This window comes from Herbiconiux sp. VKM Ac-2851, from assembly GCF_013205105.1.
Classification (GTDB): Bacteria; Actinomycetota; Actinomycetes; order Actinomycetales; family Microbacteriaceae; genus Herbiconiux; species Herbiconiux flava.
In genome coordinates, this window is record NZ_JABMLJ010000001.1 from 443240 (window position 1) to 459795 (window position 16556).

Sequence of the window (16556 nt, forward strand, 5' to 3'; positions counted from 1 at the left end):
CGTATGCGGCGGGACGGGACGCCCCGCCCGGCACCCGTGCGCCCGGCACCCCTGCGGGCGGCGCTGCTGCTGATCGCCCTGTTCGCCCTCGTGCTGGGCGTGGTCCAGCTCGTCGTCGGGGCGGCACCGGGCGTGCCGGGCTGGGTGATCCCGGTCTTCACGCTGCTCTTCTGGACCTGGGCGGTCGCCGGCATCGCCGCCTGGTGGCGGCGCCCCACCTCGTTCCTCGGAGCGCTGCTGCTGCTCGGGTCGCTGGCCCTGTTCGCCGCGGGGGTCGGCAATCTCGGGCACCCGCTGCTCGAGGCCATCGCCGCGGTGTTCGCCACCACCCTCCTCGCCGTGACGGTGCACCTGCTGCTCGCGTTCCCGACGGGCCGGCTGCGCGGACGCGTGCCGGTCGTCACCGTCGTGCTGGGCTACGTCAACTCGATCGTGCTGCAGGCGCCGCTGTTCCTCCTGCCTCCCGACGAGGAGACGCTGCTTGGCGTCGTGTCCACGATGCAGAGCCTGCTCGGGCTCGTCGTCGTGGTCACTGCGGCCGTGCTGCTCGTAGGCCGCCTGCGCTCGGCCGACCCGCGCAACCGGCGGGTGCTGCTGCCCCTGAACCTCTACGGCATCCTCGCGGTGCTGCTCATCCCGGTCTCAGGCAGCCTGCTTCCGCTCTTCGGCGCCGACCCCGTGGGGGTCGTCGCCGCCCAGCTCGCGATCACGGGCGGCATCCCGATCGCGTTCCTGATCGGTGTGCTGGCCGGTGGCTTCTCGCCGACCGTCGAGGCGGACGCCCTGAGCACGTGGCTCGGGACGGCCGGCTCCCCGCGCTCGGCGGTCGAGCAGGCGCTCGCCCGCTCGCTCGGCGACGACTCGCTGCGCGTCTCGTACTGGTCGGAGGCGCAGGGCGTCCTCGTCGACGCCGCAGGGAACGAGCTCGGCGGGCCCGGCGGTTCCCGGCTCCGCGAGGAGGTGCGGGTGGAGGCCCGTCTCGTCGGAGCGATCGACTACGACGGGCGCATGGTCGCCGACACCGAGGCGGTGCGCCGGGCCGGACGGGTGCTCGCCGTCGCCCTCGACCGCGAGCGGCTCACTGCCGAGCTCTCGACGAGCAACGCCGAGCTGGGCCTGTCGCGCGTGCGACTCGTCGAGGCCGCCGACCGCGAGCGGGCCCGGATCGCCCGCGACCTGCACGACGGGCTGCAGGTGCAGCTCGTGCTGCTCGCCCTCGAGGCGCAGCAGCTGGCCGACGCCGAGGGCACGCCCGCCTCGACGGCCGCCGCGGCCACCGGGCTCAGGCAGCGGATCGACGATGCCGCGGCCGACCTGCGGCACCTCGTGCACGCGGTGCTGCCGTCGGCGCTGATCGAGCGCGGCCTGACCGCTGCCGCCGAGGACCTGATCGACCGCCTCGACATCCCGGGCACGCTCGTCGGCGACGTCGACGACGCCGCGCTTCCGCCCGCCACCGCCCGCACGGCCTACCTGATCGTGGCCGAGTCGCTGAGCAACGCCGTCAAGCACGCCGCAGCCCGGTCGGTCGAGGTGCGGCTGCGGATGCGGTCGGACACGCTCGAGATCGTCGTCGTCGACGACGGCGCCGGGGGAGCGCGGATCGCCGAGGGCGGAGGGCTCAAGGGCCTCGCCGACCGGGTCGACGCCCTCGGCGGGTCGTTCGAGCTGACGTCCGCCCCCGGGGCGGGCACCCGGGTCAGGGCGGAGTTGCCGTGCGGGTCGTGATCGCCGAGGACGAACTGCTGCTGCGGGAGGGGCTGACCCACCTGCTCGAAGCCGACGGCATCGAGGTGCTCGCCGCGGTCGGCACCGCCATCGAGCTCGAGGCGGCGGTCGACCGCCTGGCGCCCGACCTGGTGATCACCGACATCCGGATGCCGCCGACGCACACCGACGAGGGCCTGCAGGCGGCCGTGCGCATCCGCCGCGCCCACCCGGGCACCGCGGTGGTGGTGCTCTCGCAGCACGTGCAGCGGCGGTACGCCGGCGAGCTCCTCGGGCCGGGGGAGGGCGGGGTCGGCTACCTGCTGAAGCAGCGCATCGCCGACGTGCGCACCTTCACCGCCGACCTCCGCCGGGTGCAGGCGGGCGGCACGGCCCTCGATCCCGAGGTGGTCGCCGTGCTGCTGACCCGCGCCGCCAAGGCGGGCGGCCCGGCCGTCGGGGCGCTCACCCCGCGGCAGCTCGAGGTGCTCGGGCTGATGGCGGAGGGCCGCAGCAACGCGCACATCGCGGCGCGGCTCGGCACCTCGGAGAAGGCGGTGGTGCAGCACACCTCGAATATCTACGACGCCTTCGGGCTGCCGGTCGACGCGGACGACCACCGGCGGGTGCTGGCGGTCATCCGCTTCCTCTCGGAGGCCGCCGCTCAGTAGGCCTGCTGGATCGCCGCGGCCACCGCGCCCACGTCGTCGTTGGCCTGGAAGACGCCCTGCAGGGTGGGCACGAACCCCTGGTTCACCATGATGGTGAAGGCCAGATGCCGCCCGCCCGCGGTGTCCATGACGCCGCCGAGGGTCTTCGTGACGAGACGGTAGCGCCCGTTGAAGCTGTCGCCGGCGAGCAGCGTGCCTGTCTTGGCGAAGACCTCCCCGGCGGCCGGGCTCTCGGGCTGCACGTCGGAGAGCGAGCCGTCGACGCCGAGGATCGGCAGGGTCGCCTTCCAGCGCTCGGCGTCGGGGCGGTCGGCCATGATCGTCTGGATGTCGACGGCGTTCCGCGGCGTGATGAAGTTGCCCTCGAGCCCCGAGCCGTCGACGAGCGACGCGCCGAGCGTGTCGAGGCCGGCGTCGGCCCAGATCTCCTGGGCCTGACCGAGCCCCTCCTCGCAGGTGGGATCGCCGGCCGCGGCCGCGAGCAGGCAGATCAGCGTCTGCGCCCCGCGGTTGTAGCTGATCTTCATCACGTAGGTCACCTCCTCGCCGAGGGGGAGCGACTCGAGTTCGGCCACCGACGGCAGCGCGGTCACGGCGTCCTCGGCCGGCAGCGACGCATCGGGGTTGTCGGCGAGCGGGTCGGCCGAGACGGTCACGCCGGCACGTGCGAGCGCCTCGATGAAGGCGGTGCGGGCGAAGGTGGCCGGGTCGGCGAAGGCCCAGACCTTCAGCGCCGGGTCGCTGCCGGCGGCGACGGTGCCCTGCATCACGATCGTGTGCGGGTCGCCGGGGTCGAGCACGGGGTCCTCCAGCTTCGCCGCCTCGCCGGCGGCCACCGTCGTGACCTCGTTCCGCACCGTCCAGGGCGCCACGGCCGGGGTCAGCGCGACGATCGCCGGGTCGCCGGCGGCCGCTCCCGGTGTGACCAGGAGGTCGAGCAGGTTCTGGTTGACGATGATCGGGGTGATCGGCTGCCGGGCCAGCGTGCCCTGGAAGAGCCGGTCGTCGACCACGACGTCTCCGTTCACCGTCGTGATGCCCGAGGCCTTCACCTGGGCCGCGAGCTCGTCGAGCCCCGTCAGCGGATCCTCGGGGGTGAGCGTCGCACCGGGCAGCGGGTTCGCGTCGTTGTGGTCGAGGTTCGCGTAGTCGACCGTGCCGTCGGCCTTCGTGCGGCCGCCGAGCGTGAGATCGCCCTGGCCGACGAGCACCAGATCGCCGGTGAGGGTGCCGCCGGCGAGGGTGCCGGTCTGCTTGACGGGCGTGGTGACCGTGTGGTCGGGCCCCCACTTCACCCAGGCGGCACCGGCGCTGTAGGTCTTCACGAACGACCCGGGCTCGGCCATCGTGTCGGCGTCGAGGTCGATCAGCACCTCGCCGGTGTCGATGTCCTGCACCGAGACGAGCCAGCGGCCCTGGGCGTACTGCGGCTGCTGCATCATCTCGAGGGCGGCGGCCGGCAGCCCGGGTACCGAGCCGGCGGCGCTCGGCGACGGCGCCGCCGGCCCGCCGACACAGGCGGCGGTGACGGATGCGATGATGACGACCGCGAGCACGCCGGCCGTGCGCCGCGCCGCGCGGTTCATGCGCCCGCTCCGGTCGCCAGCACTGCGGCGAGGCGGCGGAAGGTCTGGTCGGCGGGGTGCACCCCGGGGATGTTGGACTCGTTCATGTACACGACGATGCTCGCTCCGCTCTTCGGGTCATGGAAGACCGCGGCCGTGAAGCCGAGGCCTTCGCCGTTGTGGCCCCACCAGCCGCCGGTCTCGCCCATACCGAGACCGTAGAGGTCGTAGGGCGGGCCCGTGACGAGCGGTCCGCCCTGCTCGCGCTCGCTCTGGGTCGACGGCTCGACGAGGGCTCCCTCGCCGAGCGTGTCGGCCCAGACCCGGCCGTCCTCGAGGGTCGAGAACATCGAGCCCGCGGCCTGCAGCACCGAGGAGTTCTCCTCCTGGGGCACCGGCACACCCTCGTCGACGATGTAGCCCGTCGGGTGCGGTTCGCCCCAGGTCGTCGTGTCCACGATGAACTCGGTGCCCGTCTGCCCGAGCGGGTCCAGGATGCGCTCCTGCAGCACCTCGGCGTAGGCCTGTCCCGTGATCTTCTCGACCACCGCGCCGAGGAAGTTGATGTTCGCGTTGTTGTAGGCGCGCTTCGTCCCGGGAGCCGACAGGGCCGGCTGGCCGAGGGCGAAGGCGTTCAGCTCGTCGAGCGTGAAGATGCGGGTCGGGTCCTCGGCGAAGACGTCCTGGAAGTCCTCGTTCGTGTAGTCGGCGTTGCCACTCGTCATGCCCGCCAGCTCGCGCAGGGTGATCGTGTCGCCGTTCGTGATGCCGTCGAGGTACTGGTCGATGGTGTCGTCGAGGCTGGCCCGGCCCTCGTCGACCAGCTGCAGCAGCAGGGTGACCGTGTACGACTTGGTCACGCTGCGGATGGGCCAGAGCATGTCGGTCGAGACGGGGAGCTCCTTCTCGACGTCGGCGAGCCCGGTGGCCGACGTCCACGAGCCCTCTCCGGGGATCCAGACGCCGACGGCCGCACCGGGCACGGCGTACTCGGCCATCGTCTGGTCGACGACCTCCTGCAGCGCGCTCCGCACCTCGGCGGGCAGCTCGCCCTCGGGGGCGGCCGGCCGGGTGGCGGTGGGCGCGGGCGTGCCGGAGGCCGTGGCGCCGGCCTGACCGGGGGAGGGGGACGCGCATCCGGCCAGCAGCAGGACCAGGGCGGTGGAGGCGGCCGCGGCCGAGAACAGCGACGCTCCGCTCGGTCTCGTCGTCATGGGCTGGTCTCCCGCCGTCGTCGGCCACCCGTGTGGCGCCCCTCACTGTCCCAGCCGGGCAGGAGCGCCGCAATAGACCTGGGTCGGGGGCCGTCGAGGAGCCTCGGAGTGCGCTCCCCGAAGGGGGGAGACCCGGCGAGGCTCCGGACGGCCCTATCCTGTGACGAGTCGCGCAGGGGGCGCGACGTCGTCGGAAAGGCCCGTCATGCCCGAGTGGTACACCCTCGGCGTCGTCGCACTCGTGATCGTGGCGGTCGTCGTCGTGATCGTGCGGTTCCGCGTCAACCCCGTCATCGCGCTCGCGCTGGGCGCCGCCGCGATCGGCCTGCTCACCGGCCTCGGGCCCGTCGACACCGTCTCGACGATGACCCAGGGCTTCGGCGACGTGATGATGGAGGCGGGCATCCTGATCGGCTGGGGCGTGCTGATCGGTGCGATGCTGAACGAGCTCGGAGCCATCACCCGGCTCGTCGAGAGCCTGATGCGGGTCTTCGGCCGACGGGGCATCCCCTACGCTCTGGGGCTCTCGCTCGCCACCTATCTGCAGACGATCTTCGTCGACGTGCTGATCGTGATCGCGGCGCCGCTCGCCCGGCGCATCGCCCCGCGGCTCGGCCGGGTCGGCACGGGCATCGTCGGCGTCACCTTCGCGGTCGGGCTCGAGATGGGCATCGTGATGATGGTGCCCGGCTTCGCCGCGGTCGCCCTCGCGGGCCTGCTCGGCGTGCCGCTCGGCGTGATGATGCTCGGCGGCTTCGCGGTGGTGGCGCCGACCGTGGTGCTGACCATCCTGCTGATGTCGCTGTTCTTCCGGCTGGGGTTCTGGAACCCGGAGCGGGACGAGCAGGTCGTGGTGCGCGACGACGACGAGGCGGTGGCCGCGGTCTCCACCGGAGGCACGGCTCAGGCCGTCGCGACCGGCCACGACCCGCTTCTGGTCAGCACCGAGACCGGGTCGGTGCGCACCCGCGTCGGCGGCGTGCCCCGGGGCCCGGCGGGCAGCCGCTCGGTCGACCGCGAGGAGCGCGAGCAGCCCCTGCTGCTGCTGTTCGCCCCGATGCTCGTGGCGCTGCTGCTGATCGCGGCCCAGGCCGTGCTCTCGGTCGCCGAGGTCGAGGTGCCGGCGATGCAGTTCCTCGGCAGCCCCGTGATCGCACTGCTGCTCGCGGTCATCGCGACCGGCGTGATCGGGCGGGCGGCCGTCGGCACGAAGCGCATCGAGAAGGCCGTCGTCAAGGGCTTCCAGGACGGCGGGCAGATCTTCCTGCTCACCGGCATCGGCGGGTCACTCGCCGCCGTGATCGCGAAGGGCGACCTCGGCGCCGTGCTGCAGGGCTACTTCTCGGCCACCTCGTTCGCGCCGCTGCTGCTGGTCTGGGCGATGGCGGCCGTGCTGCACATCGCGGTCGGCTCGGTGACCCTCTCGGCCATCACCGCCGCGGGCATCATCGCACCGGTGGCGGCGACCATGGGGCTCGACCCGCTGCTGATCGCGCTGGCCGCGGGCTCGGGGGCGCTGTTCTGCATCCACGTCACCTCCAACACCTTCTGGCTGCTGCAGACCTTCCTCGACCAGTCGGTGCGCGGCACCCTCAAGACGGTCACCGTGGGCGTCTCGCTCGCCTCGGTTATCGCGCTCGGGATGACCCTGCTGATCTCGCTCGTCCTGCCCTGACCCGATGAGCGGACAGCGCGCGGGGGCGCGTTCCTACTTCGCCGTGCAGGCGGTGGCCGGTGCCGCCTGGTGGCTGATGGTGTTCACCGTGCCGTGGGTGCGGGAGGCGACGCTCGGCGGCCTCGACCCGGTGGTCGTCGCGGTGCTCGACGTGCCGCTGTTCGTCATCGCCTCGGCCGTGGCCGCCACCGGGCTCCGGGTCGCCGCGGTGGTCGGCGCGGGGTGGACGGTGCTCGTCGCCGTCGGTCTCGCGGGCTACGCCACGGTGACGGGGGAGGCGGGCTGGGGCGTCGTCGCCATGGTGCCCGCGGCGGCCGGCTCGGTGCTGGCGGCCTGCGTGCTCGTGCTCGGCCGCGTGCCCACCTCGTGGCTCGTGCGGGGCCCGTTCGCGTTCCACCCGGCCCCGAGCCGCCCCGGCCGGGCCCGCAACGTGCTCACGACCTTCGCCCAGATCGTCGTCTTCTGGGGCGTCTGCCTCGTCGTCCTGCCGCTCGTCATCGCCGCGCTCGAGGAGCGCTGGCAGCTGACCCCGGCGCTCCCGCCGGTCGCCACCTCGCTCGTGTCGGGCGCCGGCGCCGTGCTGCTGGTGCTCGCCAGCGCCCTCGGTATCTGGTCGGCTGTCACGATGTCGACCCTCGGCGACGGCACACCGCTGCCGATGGCCTCGACGAACCGGCTCGTGATCGCGGGCCCCTACCGCTGGGTGCGGAACCCGATGGCGATCGCCGGCATCGCCCAGGGCGTCGCGGTCGGCCTGGTGCTCTCGTCGTGGCTCGTGGTGGTCTACGCCCTGGCGGGCTCCCTCGTCTGGAACTACGCCATCCGCCCCTTCGAGGAGGCCGACCTCGAAGAGCGCTTCGGCGCCGCCTTCGACCGCTACCGCAGCGCCGTGCGCTGCTGGCTCCCGCGGGTGCCGAGGGCCGCGCGGGAGCCGTGACCGCCCGCTACGAGGAGCGCAGCGCCAGGTACTTCGCGATGAGCGACTTCGTCGAGGAGTCCTGCTCCTCGAGCGCCGCCTGGTCGCCGTCGACCGCCGGAGCGATCTGCAGGGCGAGCTGCTTGCCGAGCTCCACGCCCCACTGGTCGAACGAGTCGATGCCCCAGATGGTGCCCTCGGTGAACACGATGTGCTCGTAGAGGGCGATCAGCTGGCCCACGACGCTGGGCGTGAGCGCCGGCGCGAGGATCGACGTCGTCGGCCGGTTGCCGCTGAACACGCGGGCGGGCACGACCGACTCGGCGGTGCCCTCGGCCCGCACCTCCTCGGCCGTCTTGCCGAAGGCGAGCGCCTTGGTCTGGGCGAAGAAGTTCGCGAGGAACAGCGCGTGCACGTCGGCGCCCGGGGCCACCGCCGCACCGTCGCCGACCTGGTCGCGCAGCCCGTGCGCGGGGTTCGCCACGGCGATGAAGTCGGCCGGGATCAGCCGCGTGCCCTGGTGGATCAGCTGGTAGAAGGCGTGCTGCCCGTTCGTGCCGGGCTCGCCCCAGAAGATCTCGCCGGTGTCGGTGGTCACGGGGGAGCCGTCCCAGCGCACGCTCTTGCCGTTGGACTCCATCGTGAGCTGCTGCAGGTAGGCCGGGAAGCGGTGCAGGTACTGCGCGTACGGCAGCACCGCGTGGCTCTGCGCCCCGAGGAAGTTGGAGTACCAGACGTTCAGCATGCCCATCAGCACGGGCACGTTCTGCTCGAGCGGCGTGGTGCGCATGTGCTCGTCGATGGCGTGGAAGCCGGCCAGGAAGTCGCGGAACCCGTCGGGCCCGATCGCGATCGCCACCGAGGTGCCGATGGCCGAGTCGACCGAGTACCGGCCGCCCACCCAGTCCCAGAAGCCGAAGGCGTTCTCGGGGTCGATGCCGAAGGCGGCGACCTTGTCGAGCGCGGTCGAGACGGCCACGAAGTGCTTGGCGACGGCGCCCGTGCGGGCCTCGTCGCTGTCGTCGATGGCTCCGGATGCGGTCAGCCGCTCCCACAGCCACTGGCGCGCCAGGCGCGCGTTGGTCAGCGTCTCCAGCGTGCCGAAGGTCTTCGAGGCGACGATGAACAGCGTGGTCTCGGGGTCGAGGTCGGCGGTCTTCTCGTAGATGTCGGAGGGGTCGATGTTCGAGACGAAGCGCACCTCGAGGCCGGCCTGCACGTAGGGCTTCAGCGCCTCGTAGACCATCACGGGGCCGAGGTCCGAGCCGCCGATCCCGATGTTCACCACCGTCGCGATGCGCTTGCCGGTGACACCCGTCCACTCGCCCGAGCGCACGCGGTCGGCGAAGGCGTAGACCTTGTCGAGCGTGCCGTGCACCTCGGCGTCGATGTCGGCGCCGTCGACCACGAAGCCCGCCGGCGGCTCGAGACCCTCACCGTTCGCGGTCCCGCCATCCGGTCGCCGCAGCGCGGTGTGCAGCACGGCCCGGTTCTCGGTCACGTTGATGTGCTCGCCCGAGATCATGGCGCGGTAGCGCTCGGCCACCCCGGCGTCCTCCGCCAGCCGCAGCAGGTGCCCCAGGATCTCGTCGGTGATGAGGTTCTTCGACAGGTCGACCGTCAGGTCGGCGGCCTGGAAGGTGTACCGCTCGGCACGGTCGGGCTCGGCGGCGAACCAGCCCCGCAGGTCGGGCTGGAAGCCGTCGGCGGTGCCGAGGAGGGCCTTCCACGCGTCGGTTGAGGTCGGGTCGAGGGGCGCCGATTCGGCCATGTTCTCTCCTGAGGATCGTCCGTCGCGCCGGCTAGACCGGGACGCGCTTGCTCTCGAATCTACTGCCGGTGCGGGCACGCGCCCAGACGAAGAAGCCGATCAGGGTGAACACGCCGTAGAACAGGTACATGAACGCCGAGGCGTAGTAGCCGGCGCCGATCAGGAGCGGCACGCCGACCACGTCGACGGCGACCCAGATCAGCCAGAACTCCGTCCAGCCCTTGGCCATGCCGTAGGTCGCGAGCAGCGAGCCGACGAACACCCAGGCGTCGGACCAGACCGGCTCGTACGAGCCGAGCGCCGTGAACACGGGGGTCAGCAGCGCCGTGCCGCCGACGAGTCCGACGGCGAGCAGGATGCGCGTGCGACCGCTCGCCCAGCGGGGCACGACCGCGGCTCCCGACTCGCCGCGCGCCTTCTGCCACTGGTACCAGCCATAGACCGACACGATGATGAACATCACCTGTCGCCCCGCCTGCCCGAGCAGGTTCACGGGGTTCGGCGTGCCGAACACGGCGCCGAGGAACACGGTGAACAGCAGCACGTTGCCGACGATGCCGACCGGCCAGGCCCAGACTCTCCGGCGCATGCCGCCGAGCGCGCTGGCGAGGCCGAACACGTTGCCCACCACCTCGCGCCACAGCACGGTCTGGTCGCCGATGTGCAGCTGGGCGTCGAAGAGCCACTCGATCACATTCACGAGCCGTAGAACGGCGACGGATGCCCGGGCATTCCCGCACCGCGCGGCGAACTCGGCCCGCCCGCTACCCTGGGCACCAGACGCCGGGGCCGTGCCCGGCCGGCAGGGGGACCGGACGCATGATCACCGACGTACTGACCGTTCTCCTGGCCGTCGTGTCTGCGGTGCTCGTGGGCTTCGTGGCCCGGCGCATCCTGGACACCCCGGTCGGCTGGCCGCGCAGCATCGTCGTCGGCCTGATCGTGTTCGCCACGGGGCTGCCGTTCGCCTCCTGGCTCGTCGATCAGACGGGACTCCTGACCGACGGGCGCACCGCCGACGTCCGGGTCGCCCTCACCGTGCTCGCCGTCGTGCTGCTCGGGGTCGCGTGGGTGTTCGCCCTGGGGGTCGGTGTGCTGGTCGCGCTCGAGGCGATCGTGCCGACGCGTCCGCTGCCGAACCCGATCGACGTGGTGCGCGCCGCGATCCGCCGGCGGAAGCGGACCCGCCGCTACCTCGCGATCGTGGGCATCGCCACGCGCCACGGCGCCGGCTGGCTGTTCCACGGCCACTCGCGCATCCAGCATGAACTGACCACGAGCGAGCAGCGGGCGCAGGCACTGGTCGCCACGATCAACGAGTCGGGCGTCACCTTCGTCAAGCTCGGCCAGGTGCTCTCGACCCGCCGCGACCTCGTGCCCGAGCCCTACCTGAGCGCCCTGGCGTCGCTGCAGTCGGGGGCGACGACGCTGCCGTGGGAGACCATCCGGCCGGTCATCGAGGAGGCGCTCGGCGCCGGGCTGGAGACCGTGTTCGCGTCGGTCGACCCCGAGCCGCTGGCCGCAGCATCCGTCGCCCAGGTGCACCGGGCCGTGCTGCTCGACGGCACGGCGGTGGTGGTGAAGGTGCAGCGGCCCGCCGCCCGGGCGCAGGTCGAGGCCGACGTCGACATCATCGTGCGCCTCGCGCACCGCGCCGAGGAGCGCACCCAGGCGGGGCACGACCTGCGGCTGGAGTCGGTGGCGCGCGGCTTCACCGGCACGCTCCTCGACGAGCTCGACTACCGCATCGAGGCGACGAACGTCGAGATGATCCGCAGCACCCTCGAGCACGCCGCCGCCGACGACGGGCACGGGCACGACGTGACGATCTCGGTGCCGCACGTCTACCCGGCGGCGTCGGGCACGCGGGTGCTGACGATGGACCTGGTGGCCGGCGTCCCGCTCAGCAGCGCCGCCGACGAGCTCTCGTCGCTCTCGACGGAGGCCAGGCAGGCCCTCGCGAACGGGCTGATGATGACCGTGCTCGAGCAGATCCTGGTGCACGGCGTCTTCCACGCCGACCTGCACCCGGGCAACGTGATCCTCACCCCCGACGGAGCGCTCGGGCTGATCGACTTCGGCGCCGTCGGCATCATCGAGCGCAGTCAGCGCAGCTACCTCACCGCGCTCATGCTCGCGGCCGTCAGCGAGGACGACATCGCCGCGACCGAGGCGCTGCTGCTCATCGTCGACGTTCCCGCCGACGCCGACCTCGACGCTCTGCGGCACGACGTGGGCGTGGTGATCACGACCGAGCGGTTCCGGCCGAAGGGCAGCCAGTCGATCTTCACCCGCCTGCTCGACGTCATCCGCCAGCACCACATCGCGCTGCCCGGGGACCTCGCCTCGGCGTTCCGCAGCTTCGCGACCCTCGAAGGCTGTCTCAAGGTGCTCGACCCCGGCTTCGACATGTTCGAGCAGGCGCTGCCGATGGTGCCGAAGCTGCTGCGCCGCGACCAGTCGCTCCGCCGCACCGTCACCAGCGTGCAGGCGCAGGCCGCCGTCGGCGCCGCGCGGCTGCGCACCCTGCCCGGGCGCCTCGACGCGCTGCTCTCCGGCGTCGAGAACGGCACCTTCTCACTCAAGCTCAAGGCGTTCAGCGACGACGCCGGTCAGGGCTTCGTGCAGTCGATCGCCTCGGAGCTGGTGGGCACGCTCATCTCGATCGCGGCCGTCGTCATCGCCCTCGTGCTGATCGTCACCGACTCGGGACCGCTGCTCACCGAGGGGCTGCGGCTGTTCGACCTGTTCGGGGCGTTCATCGGGTTCCTCGGGTTCCTGGGGCTGCTGCGGGTCGTGCGGCAGATCATCGTCCGCCGCCGGCGCTGACCGGCCCGCTCGCCGGCCGCGGCTCGCCGAACCACCGCCCGAGCGCGCGTCCGAGCGCCGCCTCGTCGTCGCCCGCCCACGCGACCCGGCCGTCGGGGCGCAGCAGCAGGGCGGGGGCGGGCAGTGCCGCTTCGTCGTCTCCGGGCAGCGCAACGAGGTCGGCCCGGTCGGTCCAGCCCTCGAGCGTGAGGGTGCCCGTGCCGTCGAGCAGCAGGGCGCGGCCGGCGTGCGTGAGGTCGTAGAGGCGTCGGTTCTCACCCAGCGGGAGGTCGCGCATCCGTCGCCCCACCAGGTCGAACGGGTCGTCGTCGCCTTCGCCCGGGTCGTACCGGATGCCGAGGCCGCTGACCCGCCCGGCGACCAGCCGCGCGACGTCGTCGAGCTGCAGCAGCTCGCCCAGCAGCTGCCGCACCGCCTGCGGCCCCGGATCGGGGGAGAGCAGCTCGCTCTGCGCCCGCGTGAGGGTCAGCACCCCCTCGGCGACCGGGCGCCGTTCGGCCTCGTAGCCGTCGAGCAGCCCGGCCGGCGCCCAGCCGGCGACCTCGGCGGCGAGCCTCCAGCCGAGGTCGAAGGCGTCCTGCAGGCCGAGGTTCAGGCCCTGGCCCCCGAGCGGCGGATGCACGTGCGCCGCGTCTCCCGCCAGAAGCACCCGGCCCGCCCGGTAGCGCTCCGCGAGGCGCGTGGCGTCGGTGAAGCGGGTCAGCGAACGCGGCTCGCGCACCCCGAAGTCGGTGCCGGCGTAGGCGCGCAGCTGGTTGCGGAACTCCTCGAGCGTCGGCGGCACGGTGCGGTCCTCGGCGACCGAGGCGGCGGGCACGACCGCGCGGTGCAGGCCGTCGCCCGCGGGGCCGATTCCGAAGCCGCGGTAGGTGCGGCGCACCTCGGCGGAGATGCGGGCGACCTCCTCGGGCCCGACCGAGCCGTCGAGCTCGACCTCGCCGAGCAGCCACTCGGTCGAGGCGGCCTCGCCCGGGAAGCCGATGCCGGCCAGGCGCCGCACCGTGCTGCGCCCGCCGTCGCAGCCCACCAGCCAGCGGGCGCGCAGCCTCTCGCCGTGGGCGAGGAGCACGTCGACGCCGTCCGCATCCTGCTCGAAGGCGTCGAGCACGGCGCCGCGGCGGAGCTCGGCGCCCAGCTCGGCCGCCCGCTCGGCGAGCAGCCGGTCGGTCGTGGGCTGCGGGATGCCCAGCACGTAGTCGTGGTCGGAGTCGAGCTCCACGGCGGCGCCCTCGAGCCCCGCGAGACCGCGGCCAGCGCCGGGGTAGCGCTGCCCGTGGGCCAGGAACCGGTCGAGCAGCCCGCGGAGCGCGAGCACCTCGACGCTCCGGGCGTGCAGGCCGAGCGAGCGCACGGCCGGGTTCGGCTGTGCCTCCCTCTCGAGCACCACCACGTCGACCCCGTGCAGCCGCAGCTCGGCGGCCAGCATCAGCCCCGTGGGCCCTCCTCCGCTGATGATCACGTCGTGCATCCGCTCCTCCTCCTGCCGCCCCTTGCCTGGGCGGCCCGCCATTCTGCCTGGTCGGAAGGGTCTTGCGGCAAGCCCGGTGCCCTCCGTTATCCTGGAGATGCGGGCGCGGCAAGGGGTTGGCCGGCGGGCGCACTCGTCGCATGCTGGGCCCATGACCGATGACACCCCGTTCCAGAACCCCGCCCACGGCACCGACGACGACACGCAGCTCGACGAGATCGAGACGGCGGCGAGCGTCGACGAGGTCGCCGAGGAGGTGCGCGACGCCATCCGCCACGGCGAGGTGGAGGACGACATCTCCGACGTGCTCGAGGAGCGACTCGAGGAGGTCGGCGTGCACCTGCGCCCCGAGACCATCGACGACATCGCCGACGACATCGAGAACGACGTCTCCCACTGACCCCGCCCCTCCGGCGGCCCGCCTCGCGCGCTCCTCAGCGGTTCGGCTGAGGGCTGGGGCGCGTCAGCGGGGGGGTGTCGGCGCCGAAGGCGACGCCGAGGGCGAAGAGGGTCGAGACCCCGTAGTGCTCCATCGCGGCGGCGACGCGGCGGCGGCCCGTGCGGGGGTTGATGCCGAGCTGGCGGGAGGCCGTCTCGAGGGTGACGCCCTGGCGCATCAGCACGAGCAGCGGCGCCCACGGGTTCTCGGCGGGCTCGGCCGGGGTCGCGCGCTGCCAGAGCAGCTCGTAGTACTGCTCCGCCATGCCGGCGAGCGCCGCGTTCCGCACGCCGAGCACGCTCGTCGGCCGGCCCTCGCCCCACTCGAACGGCAGGGCGAGCTGATCGCCGTCGACCCAGAACCAGCTCGGCGGTGCGTCGAGCAGGCGGTACTCGACGCCCACACTGCGGTAGGCGACCATGCGCTGCTGGGCGAGCGGATCGTCGCCGGCCCAGGTCGGCATGATCACGCGCACCCGGTCCTTGCCCGCCATCGCCCGGCCGAAGCGCGCCGCGCGCTCGGGGTCGGGCTTCAGGAAGCGGTCCACCTCGGGCAGCAGCGCGTTCAGGGTCCCAGAGTCATGCCGCGCCGTGTCGTACCAGAGGTCCTCCGACGCGTGCTTGCCGTGCCGGATCCCGACCGGTACCGGGTCGCCCGACGCCTCGCCGACGGCCCAGTGCCGCAGCAGGGAGGGCAACTCCGCGACGACCGCCTCCATGTCGGCGAGGGCGGTCTCCGCGCGTCGGCGCAGTTCGGCCGACTGGTCGGCCACGGTCTCCGCGGCCCACGACGCCGGGTTCACGACGGCCAGCTCCGACCCCCGACCGCCGAGCAGCCCCCGTGCACGGAACAAATCGACGCGGGCGCGTGCCTCCTCGACGGGCAGGTGCGCGAGCTCCGCCACCTCCTCGATCGTGGTCGGGCGGCCCCGCAGGATCACGGCCAGCAGTGTCTCGTCGTCCATGCCGCCCCTCGTGGCCCCGGTGCACTCCGACGGTGACCCGCGTGTCGGGCGCCGTCGGCTCATCGTGGCCTCCAGCGGCCACGGGCGCAAGCCGAGCAGGGTGCGGATGCCCGTTTCCGGACATCCTCCGCCGGGAACGCCACCCATCCGACGCCGGGGCGACCGGTTCCGTTCGCATCGCGACAGGCTCCGCCCGGCCGACCCGAGCGGTGGAAGGCTCAACCCATGGGCGGACTACCGGTGTGCGACGTCGAAGTGGTCTACAGCGTGCTCGGCATCGACCCGGCGCGTCCCGAGCTCCTGCGCACGCTGCTCGCACTCGGGCCGACGACAGTGGAGTCGGCCGCCGCTGCGGCGGGCCTCAGCGACGGTGCGGCCCTGCAGCGCGACGTCGACGAGCTGGTGGCCGCCGGCCTCGTGCGCGAGACCACCGATGCGGGGGAGCGGCTCTTCACGGCCGACGCCACCGCCATCGAGGCCATGTTCCACTCCCTCTGGCGCCACATCGACCGCTTCGGCATCTGAGCAGGCACCGGCCGCCCGGTGGTCGGCCGGCCCGATCATCGCGCGACCGAGGGCCCGCCTTGCTCCACGGCACGTCGCGGACGCCGCCCCGGGTGCTGCGGGTCATGCCGCCACGCGGAACGTGCTGGCGAAGTGGCCGCCGCCCCGGGTGCGTGGGTCATGCCGCCACGCGGAACGTGCTCGCGAAGCGGTGGAGCAGCTCGCCGCGACCACCCAGCACCTCGACCACGCCGGTCTCGATGGCGCGGCCTGCCTCGAGCTCTCCCGTGATCAGCCGCCGGATGCCCGGGCCCGCCGCGAAGGCGAGATCGACCGGCCCCACCCCACGGTGTCCACCCCCTGACGCGTCGCCGCCCGGCGTCACGTCGAGTGCGTCCCCATCGACCCGGATGAGCAGGTCGACCGCCCCGAACCGCCCCGAACCGCCCCGCGTAGGACGTCGTCGGCAGCTCGAGGGCCGTTCGCGGCCGGAAGGCGCTCCGCAGATCCATCGTCATCGACTCGGCCGTGATGAGCTGCTCCTCCCGCGGCTCGTCCATCGCCTTGAACCCCCAGGCCCCCAGCGCGAGCACCACCGGCTCGAGCTCGCGCCCGTAGGGCGTCAGCTCGTACACGATGACCCGCGACCGAGGTGCCCGGCGGATGACGCCCGCGGCCTGCAGCTCCTTCAGCCGCGCGGCGAGGATATTGCTCGGGATGCGGTGCAGCCCCGCCGCCAGCTCCCCGTACCGGCGCGGTCCCACGAGCAGATCGCGCACGATCAGCAGTGCCCAGCGCTCAACGACGAGCTCCATGGCCCGCGTGATGCCGGA

14 protein-coding genes and 1 pseudogene are annotated in these 16556 nt (G+C 73.1%); 7 read left to right on the plus strand and 8 right to left on the minus strand.

All coding sequences use genetic code 11. The features are described 5' to 3' along the window. Positions 1-3 precede the first annotated feature (3 nt). Positions 4-1728: a sensor histidine kinase gene (locus HQQ85_RS02015; RefSeq protein ID WP_173180836.1), complete on the plus strand. Its 1725-nt coding sequence runs from the start codon at positions 4-6 to the stop codon at positions 1726-1728. Then, positions 1716-2378 carry a response regulator transcription factor gene (locus HQQ85_RS02020; protein WP_173180837.1) on the plus strand — a complete coding sequence of 221 codons (663 nt, stop codon included), beginning with the start codon at positions 1716-1718 and terminating at the stop codon, positions 2376-2378. Before HQQ85_RS02015 ends, HQQ85_RS02020 begins: the two co-directional genes overlap by 13 nt. Here the strand turns inward: HQQ85_RS02020 and dacB are convergent. Continuing rightward, the gene (gene dacB / locus HQQ85_RS02025) at positions 2372-3964 is read right to left on the minus strand and encodes a D-alanyl-D-alanine carboxypeptidase/D-alanyl-D-alanine-endopeptidase (RefSeq protein ID WP_173180838.1); all 1593 of its coding nucleotides are present in this window, start codon (positions 3962-3964) and stop codon (positions 2372-2374) included. The genes HQQ85_RS02020 and dacB overlap by 7 nt on opposite strands. Next, complete coding sequence (locus tag HQQ85_RS02030; protein WP_173180839.1) at positions 3961-5157, minus strand: serine hydrolase; 1197 nt, start codon at positions 5155-5157, stop codon at positions 3961-3963. Before HQQ85_RS02030 ends, dacB begins: the two co-directional genes overlap by 4 nt. A gap of 205 nt (positions 5158-5362) precedes the next feature. Here HQQ85_RS02030 and HQQ85_RS02035 point away from each other — a divergent pair, with 205 nt between their 5' ends. Further along, entirely contained in the window at positions 5363-6832 is a 1470-nt protein-coding gene (locus HQQ85_RS02035; RefSeq protein ID WP_173180840.1) for a GntP family permease, read from the plus strand. A gap of 4 nt (positions 6833-6836) precedes the next feature. Further along, entirely contained in the window at positions 6837-7769 is a 933-nt protein-coding gene (locus HQQ85_RS02040; protein WP_173180841.1) for an isoprenylcysteine carboxylmethyltransferase family protein, read from the plus strand. A gap of 7 nt (positions 7770-7776) precedes the next feature. Here HQQ85_RS02040 and pgi read toward each other — a convergent pair whose 3' ends face one another. Together pgi and pnuC are read right to left on the minus strand one after the other, a co-directional pair. Further along, positions 7777-9519 carry a glucose-6-phosphate isomerase gene (gene pgi / locus HQQ85_RS02045; RefSeq protein WP_173180842.1) on the minus strand — a complete coding sequence of 581 codons (1743 nt, stop codon included), beginning with the start codon at positions 9517-9519 and terminating at the stop codon, positions 7777-7779. A gap of 31 nt (positions 9520-9550) precedes the next feature. Further along, positions 9551-10219, minus strand: a complete 669-nt coding sequence (gene pnuC / locus HQQ85_RS02050) for a nicotinamide riboside transporter PnuC (RefSeq protein ID WP_173180843.1) — start codon at positions 10217-10219, stop codon at positions 9551-9553. Positions 10220-10338: 119 nt separating this feature from the next. On the opposite strand from pnuC, the gene HQQ85_RS02055 reads away from it, so the two are divergent. After that, on the plus strand, positions 10339-12348 hold the full coding sequence (locus tag HQQ85_RS02055; RefSeq protein WP_173180844.1) for an AarF/ABC1/UbiB kinase family protein: 2010 nt from the start codon (positions 10339-10341) through the stop codon (positions 12346-12348). Here HQQ85_RS02055 and HQQ85_RS02060 read toward each other — a convergent pair. Beyond that, positions 12326-13816 carry an FAD-dependent monooxygenase gene (locus HQQ85_RS02060; protein ID WP_173180845.1) on the minus strand — a complete coding sequence of 497 codons (1491 nt, stop codon included), beginning with the start codon at positions 13814-13816 and terminating at the stop codon, positions 12326-12328. The two genes, HQQ85_RS02055 and HQQ85_RS02060, sit on opposite strands and share 23 nt — an antisense overlap. 151 nt (positions 13817-13967) lie before the next feature. On the opposite strand from HQQ85_RS02060, the gene HQQ85_RS02065 reads away from it, so the two are divergent. Beyond that, entirely contained in the window at positions 13968-14216 is a 249-nt protein-coding gene (locus tag HQQ85_RS02065) for a hypothetical protein (protein WP_216851403.1), read from the plus strand. Positions 14217-14250: 34 nt separating this feature from the next. Here the strand turns inward: HQQ85_RS02065 and HQQ85_RS02070 are convergent, their stop codons facing one another. After that, positions 14251-15219, minus strand: coding sequence for a hypothetical protein (locus tag HQQ85_RS02070; protein WP_173180846.1), 969 nt, complete (start codon positions 15217-15219; stop codon positions 14251-14253). A 225-nt stretch (positions 15220-15444) separates the two neighbouring features. Between HQQ85_RS02070 and HQQ85_RS02075 the strand changes: the two genes are divergently transcribed. After that, a complete protein-coding gene (locus HQQ85_RS02075) occupies positions 15445-15744 on the plus strand; it encodes a helix-turn-helix transcriptional regulator (protein WP_173180847.1) in 300 nt (99 codons plus the stop codon). A gap of 157 nt (positions 15745-15901) precedes the next feature. Here HQQ85_RS02075 and HQQ85_RS21530 read toward each other — a convergent pair whose 3' ends face one another. After that, a complete protein-coding gene (locus HQQ85_RS21530) occupies positions 15902-16066 on the minus strand; it encodes a hypothetical protein (protein WP_371741802.1) in 165 nt (54 codons plus the stop codon). 271 nt (positions 16067-16337) lie between these two features. Further along, positions 16338-16538: pseudogene (locus HQQ85_RS21535) on the minus strand (winged helix-turn-helix transcriptional regulator); the annotation flags it as partial. Positions 16539-16556 lie beyond the last annotated feature (18 nt).

Bases quoted from the DNA above. Each gene is read 5' to 3' on its own strand.
- HQQ85_RS02015 (WP_173180836.1), top strand. From the start codon at position 4: ATGCGGCGGGACGGGACGCCCCGCCCGGCACCCGTGCGCCCGGCACCC.
- dacB (WP_173180838.1), bottom strand. From the start codon at position 3,964: ATGAACCGCGCGGCGCGGCGCACGGCCGGCGTGCTCGCGGTCGTCATC.
- HQQ85_RS02030 (WP_173180839.1), bottom strand. From the start codon at position 5,157: ATGACGACGAGACCGAGCGGAGCGTCGCTGTTCTCGGCCGCGGCCGCC.
- HQQ85_RS02035 (WP_173180840.1), top strand. From the start codon at position 5,363: ATGCCCGAGTGGTACACCCTCGGCGTCGTCGCACTCGTGATCGTGGCG.
- HQQ85_RS02040 (WP_173180841.1), top strand. From the start codon at position 6,837: ATGAGCGGACAGCGCGCGGGGGCGCGTTCCTACTTCGCCGTGCAGGCG.
- pgi (WP_173180842.1), bottom strand. From the start codon at position 9,519: ATGGCCGAATCGGCGCCCCTCGACCCGACCTCAACCGACGCGTGGAAG.
- HQQ85_RS02055 (WP_173180844.1), top strand. From the start codon at position 10,339: ATGATCACCGACGTACTGACCGTTCTCCTGGCCGTCGTGTCTGCGGTG.
- HQQ85_RS02060 (WP_173180845.1), bottom strand. From the start codon at position 13,816: ATGCACGACGTGATCATCAGCGGAGGAGGGCCCACGGGGCTGATGCTG.
- HQQ85_RS02065 (WP_216851403.1), top strand. From the start codon at position 13,968: ATGACCGATGACACCCCGTTCCAGAACCCCGCCCACGGCACCGACGAC.
- HQQ85_RS02070 (WP_173180846.1), bottom strand. From the start codon at position 15,219: ATGGACGACGAGACACTGCTGGCCGTGATCCTGCGGGGCCGCCCGACC.
- HQQ85_RS02075 (WP_173180847.1), top strand. From the start codon at position 15,445: ATGGGCGGACTACCGGTGTGCGACGTCGAAGTGGTCTACAGCGTGCTC.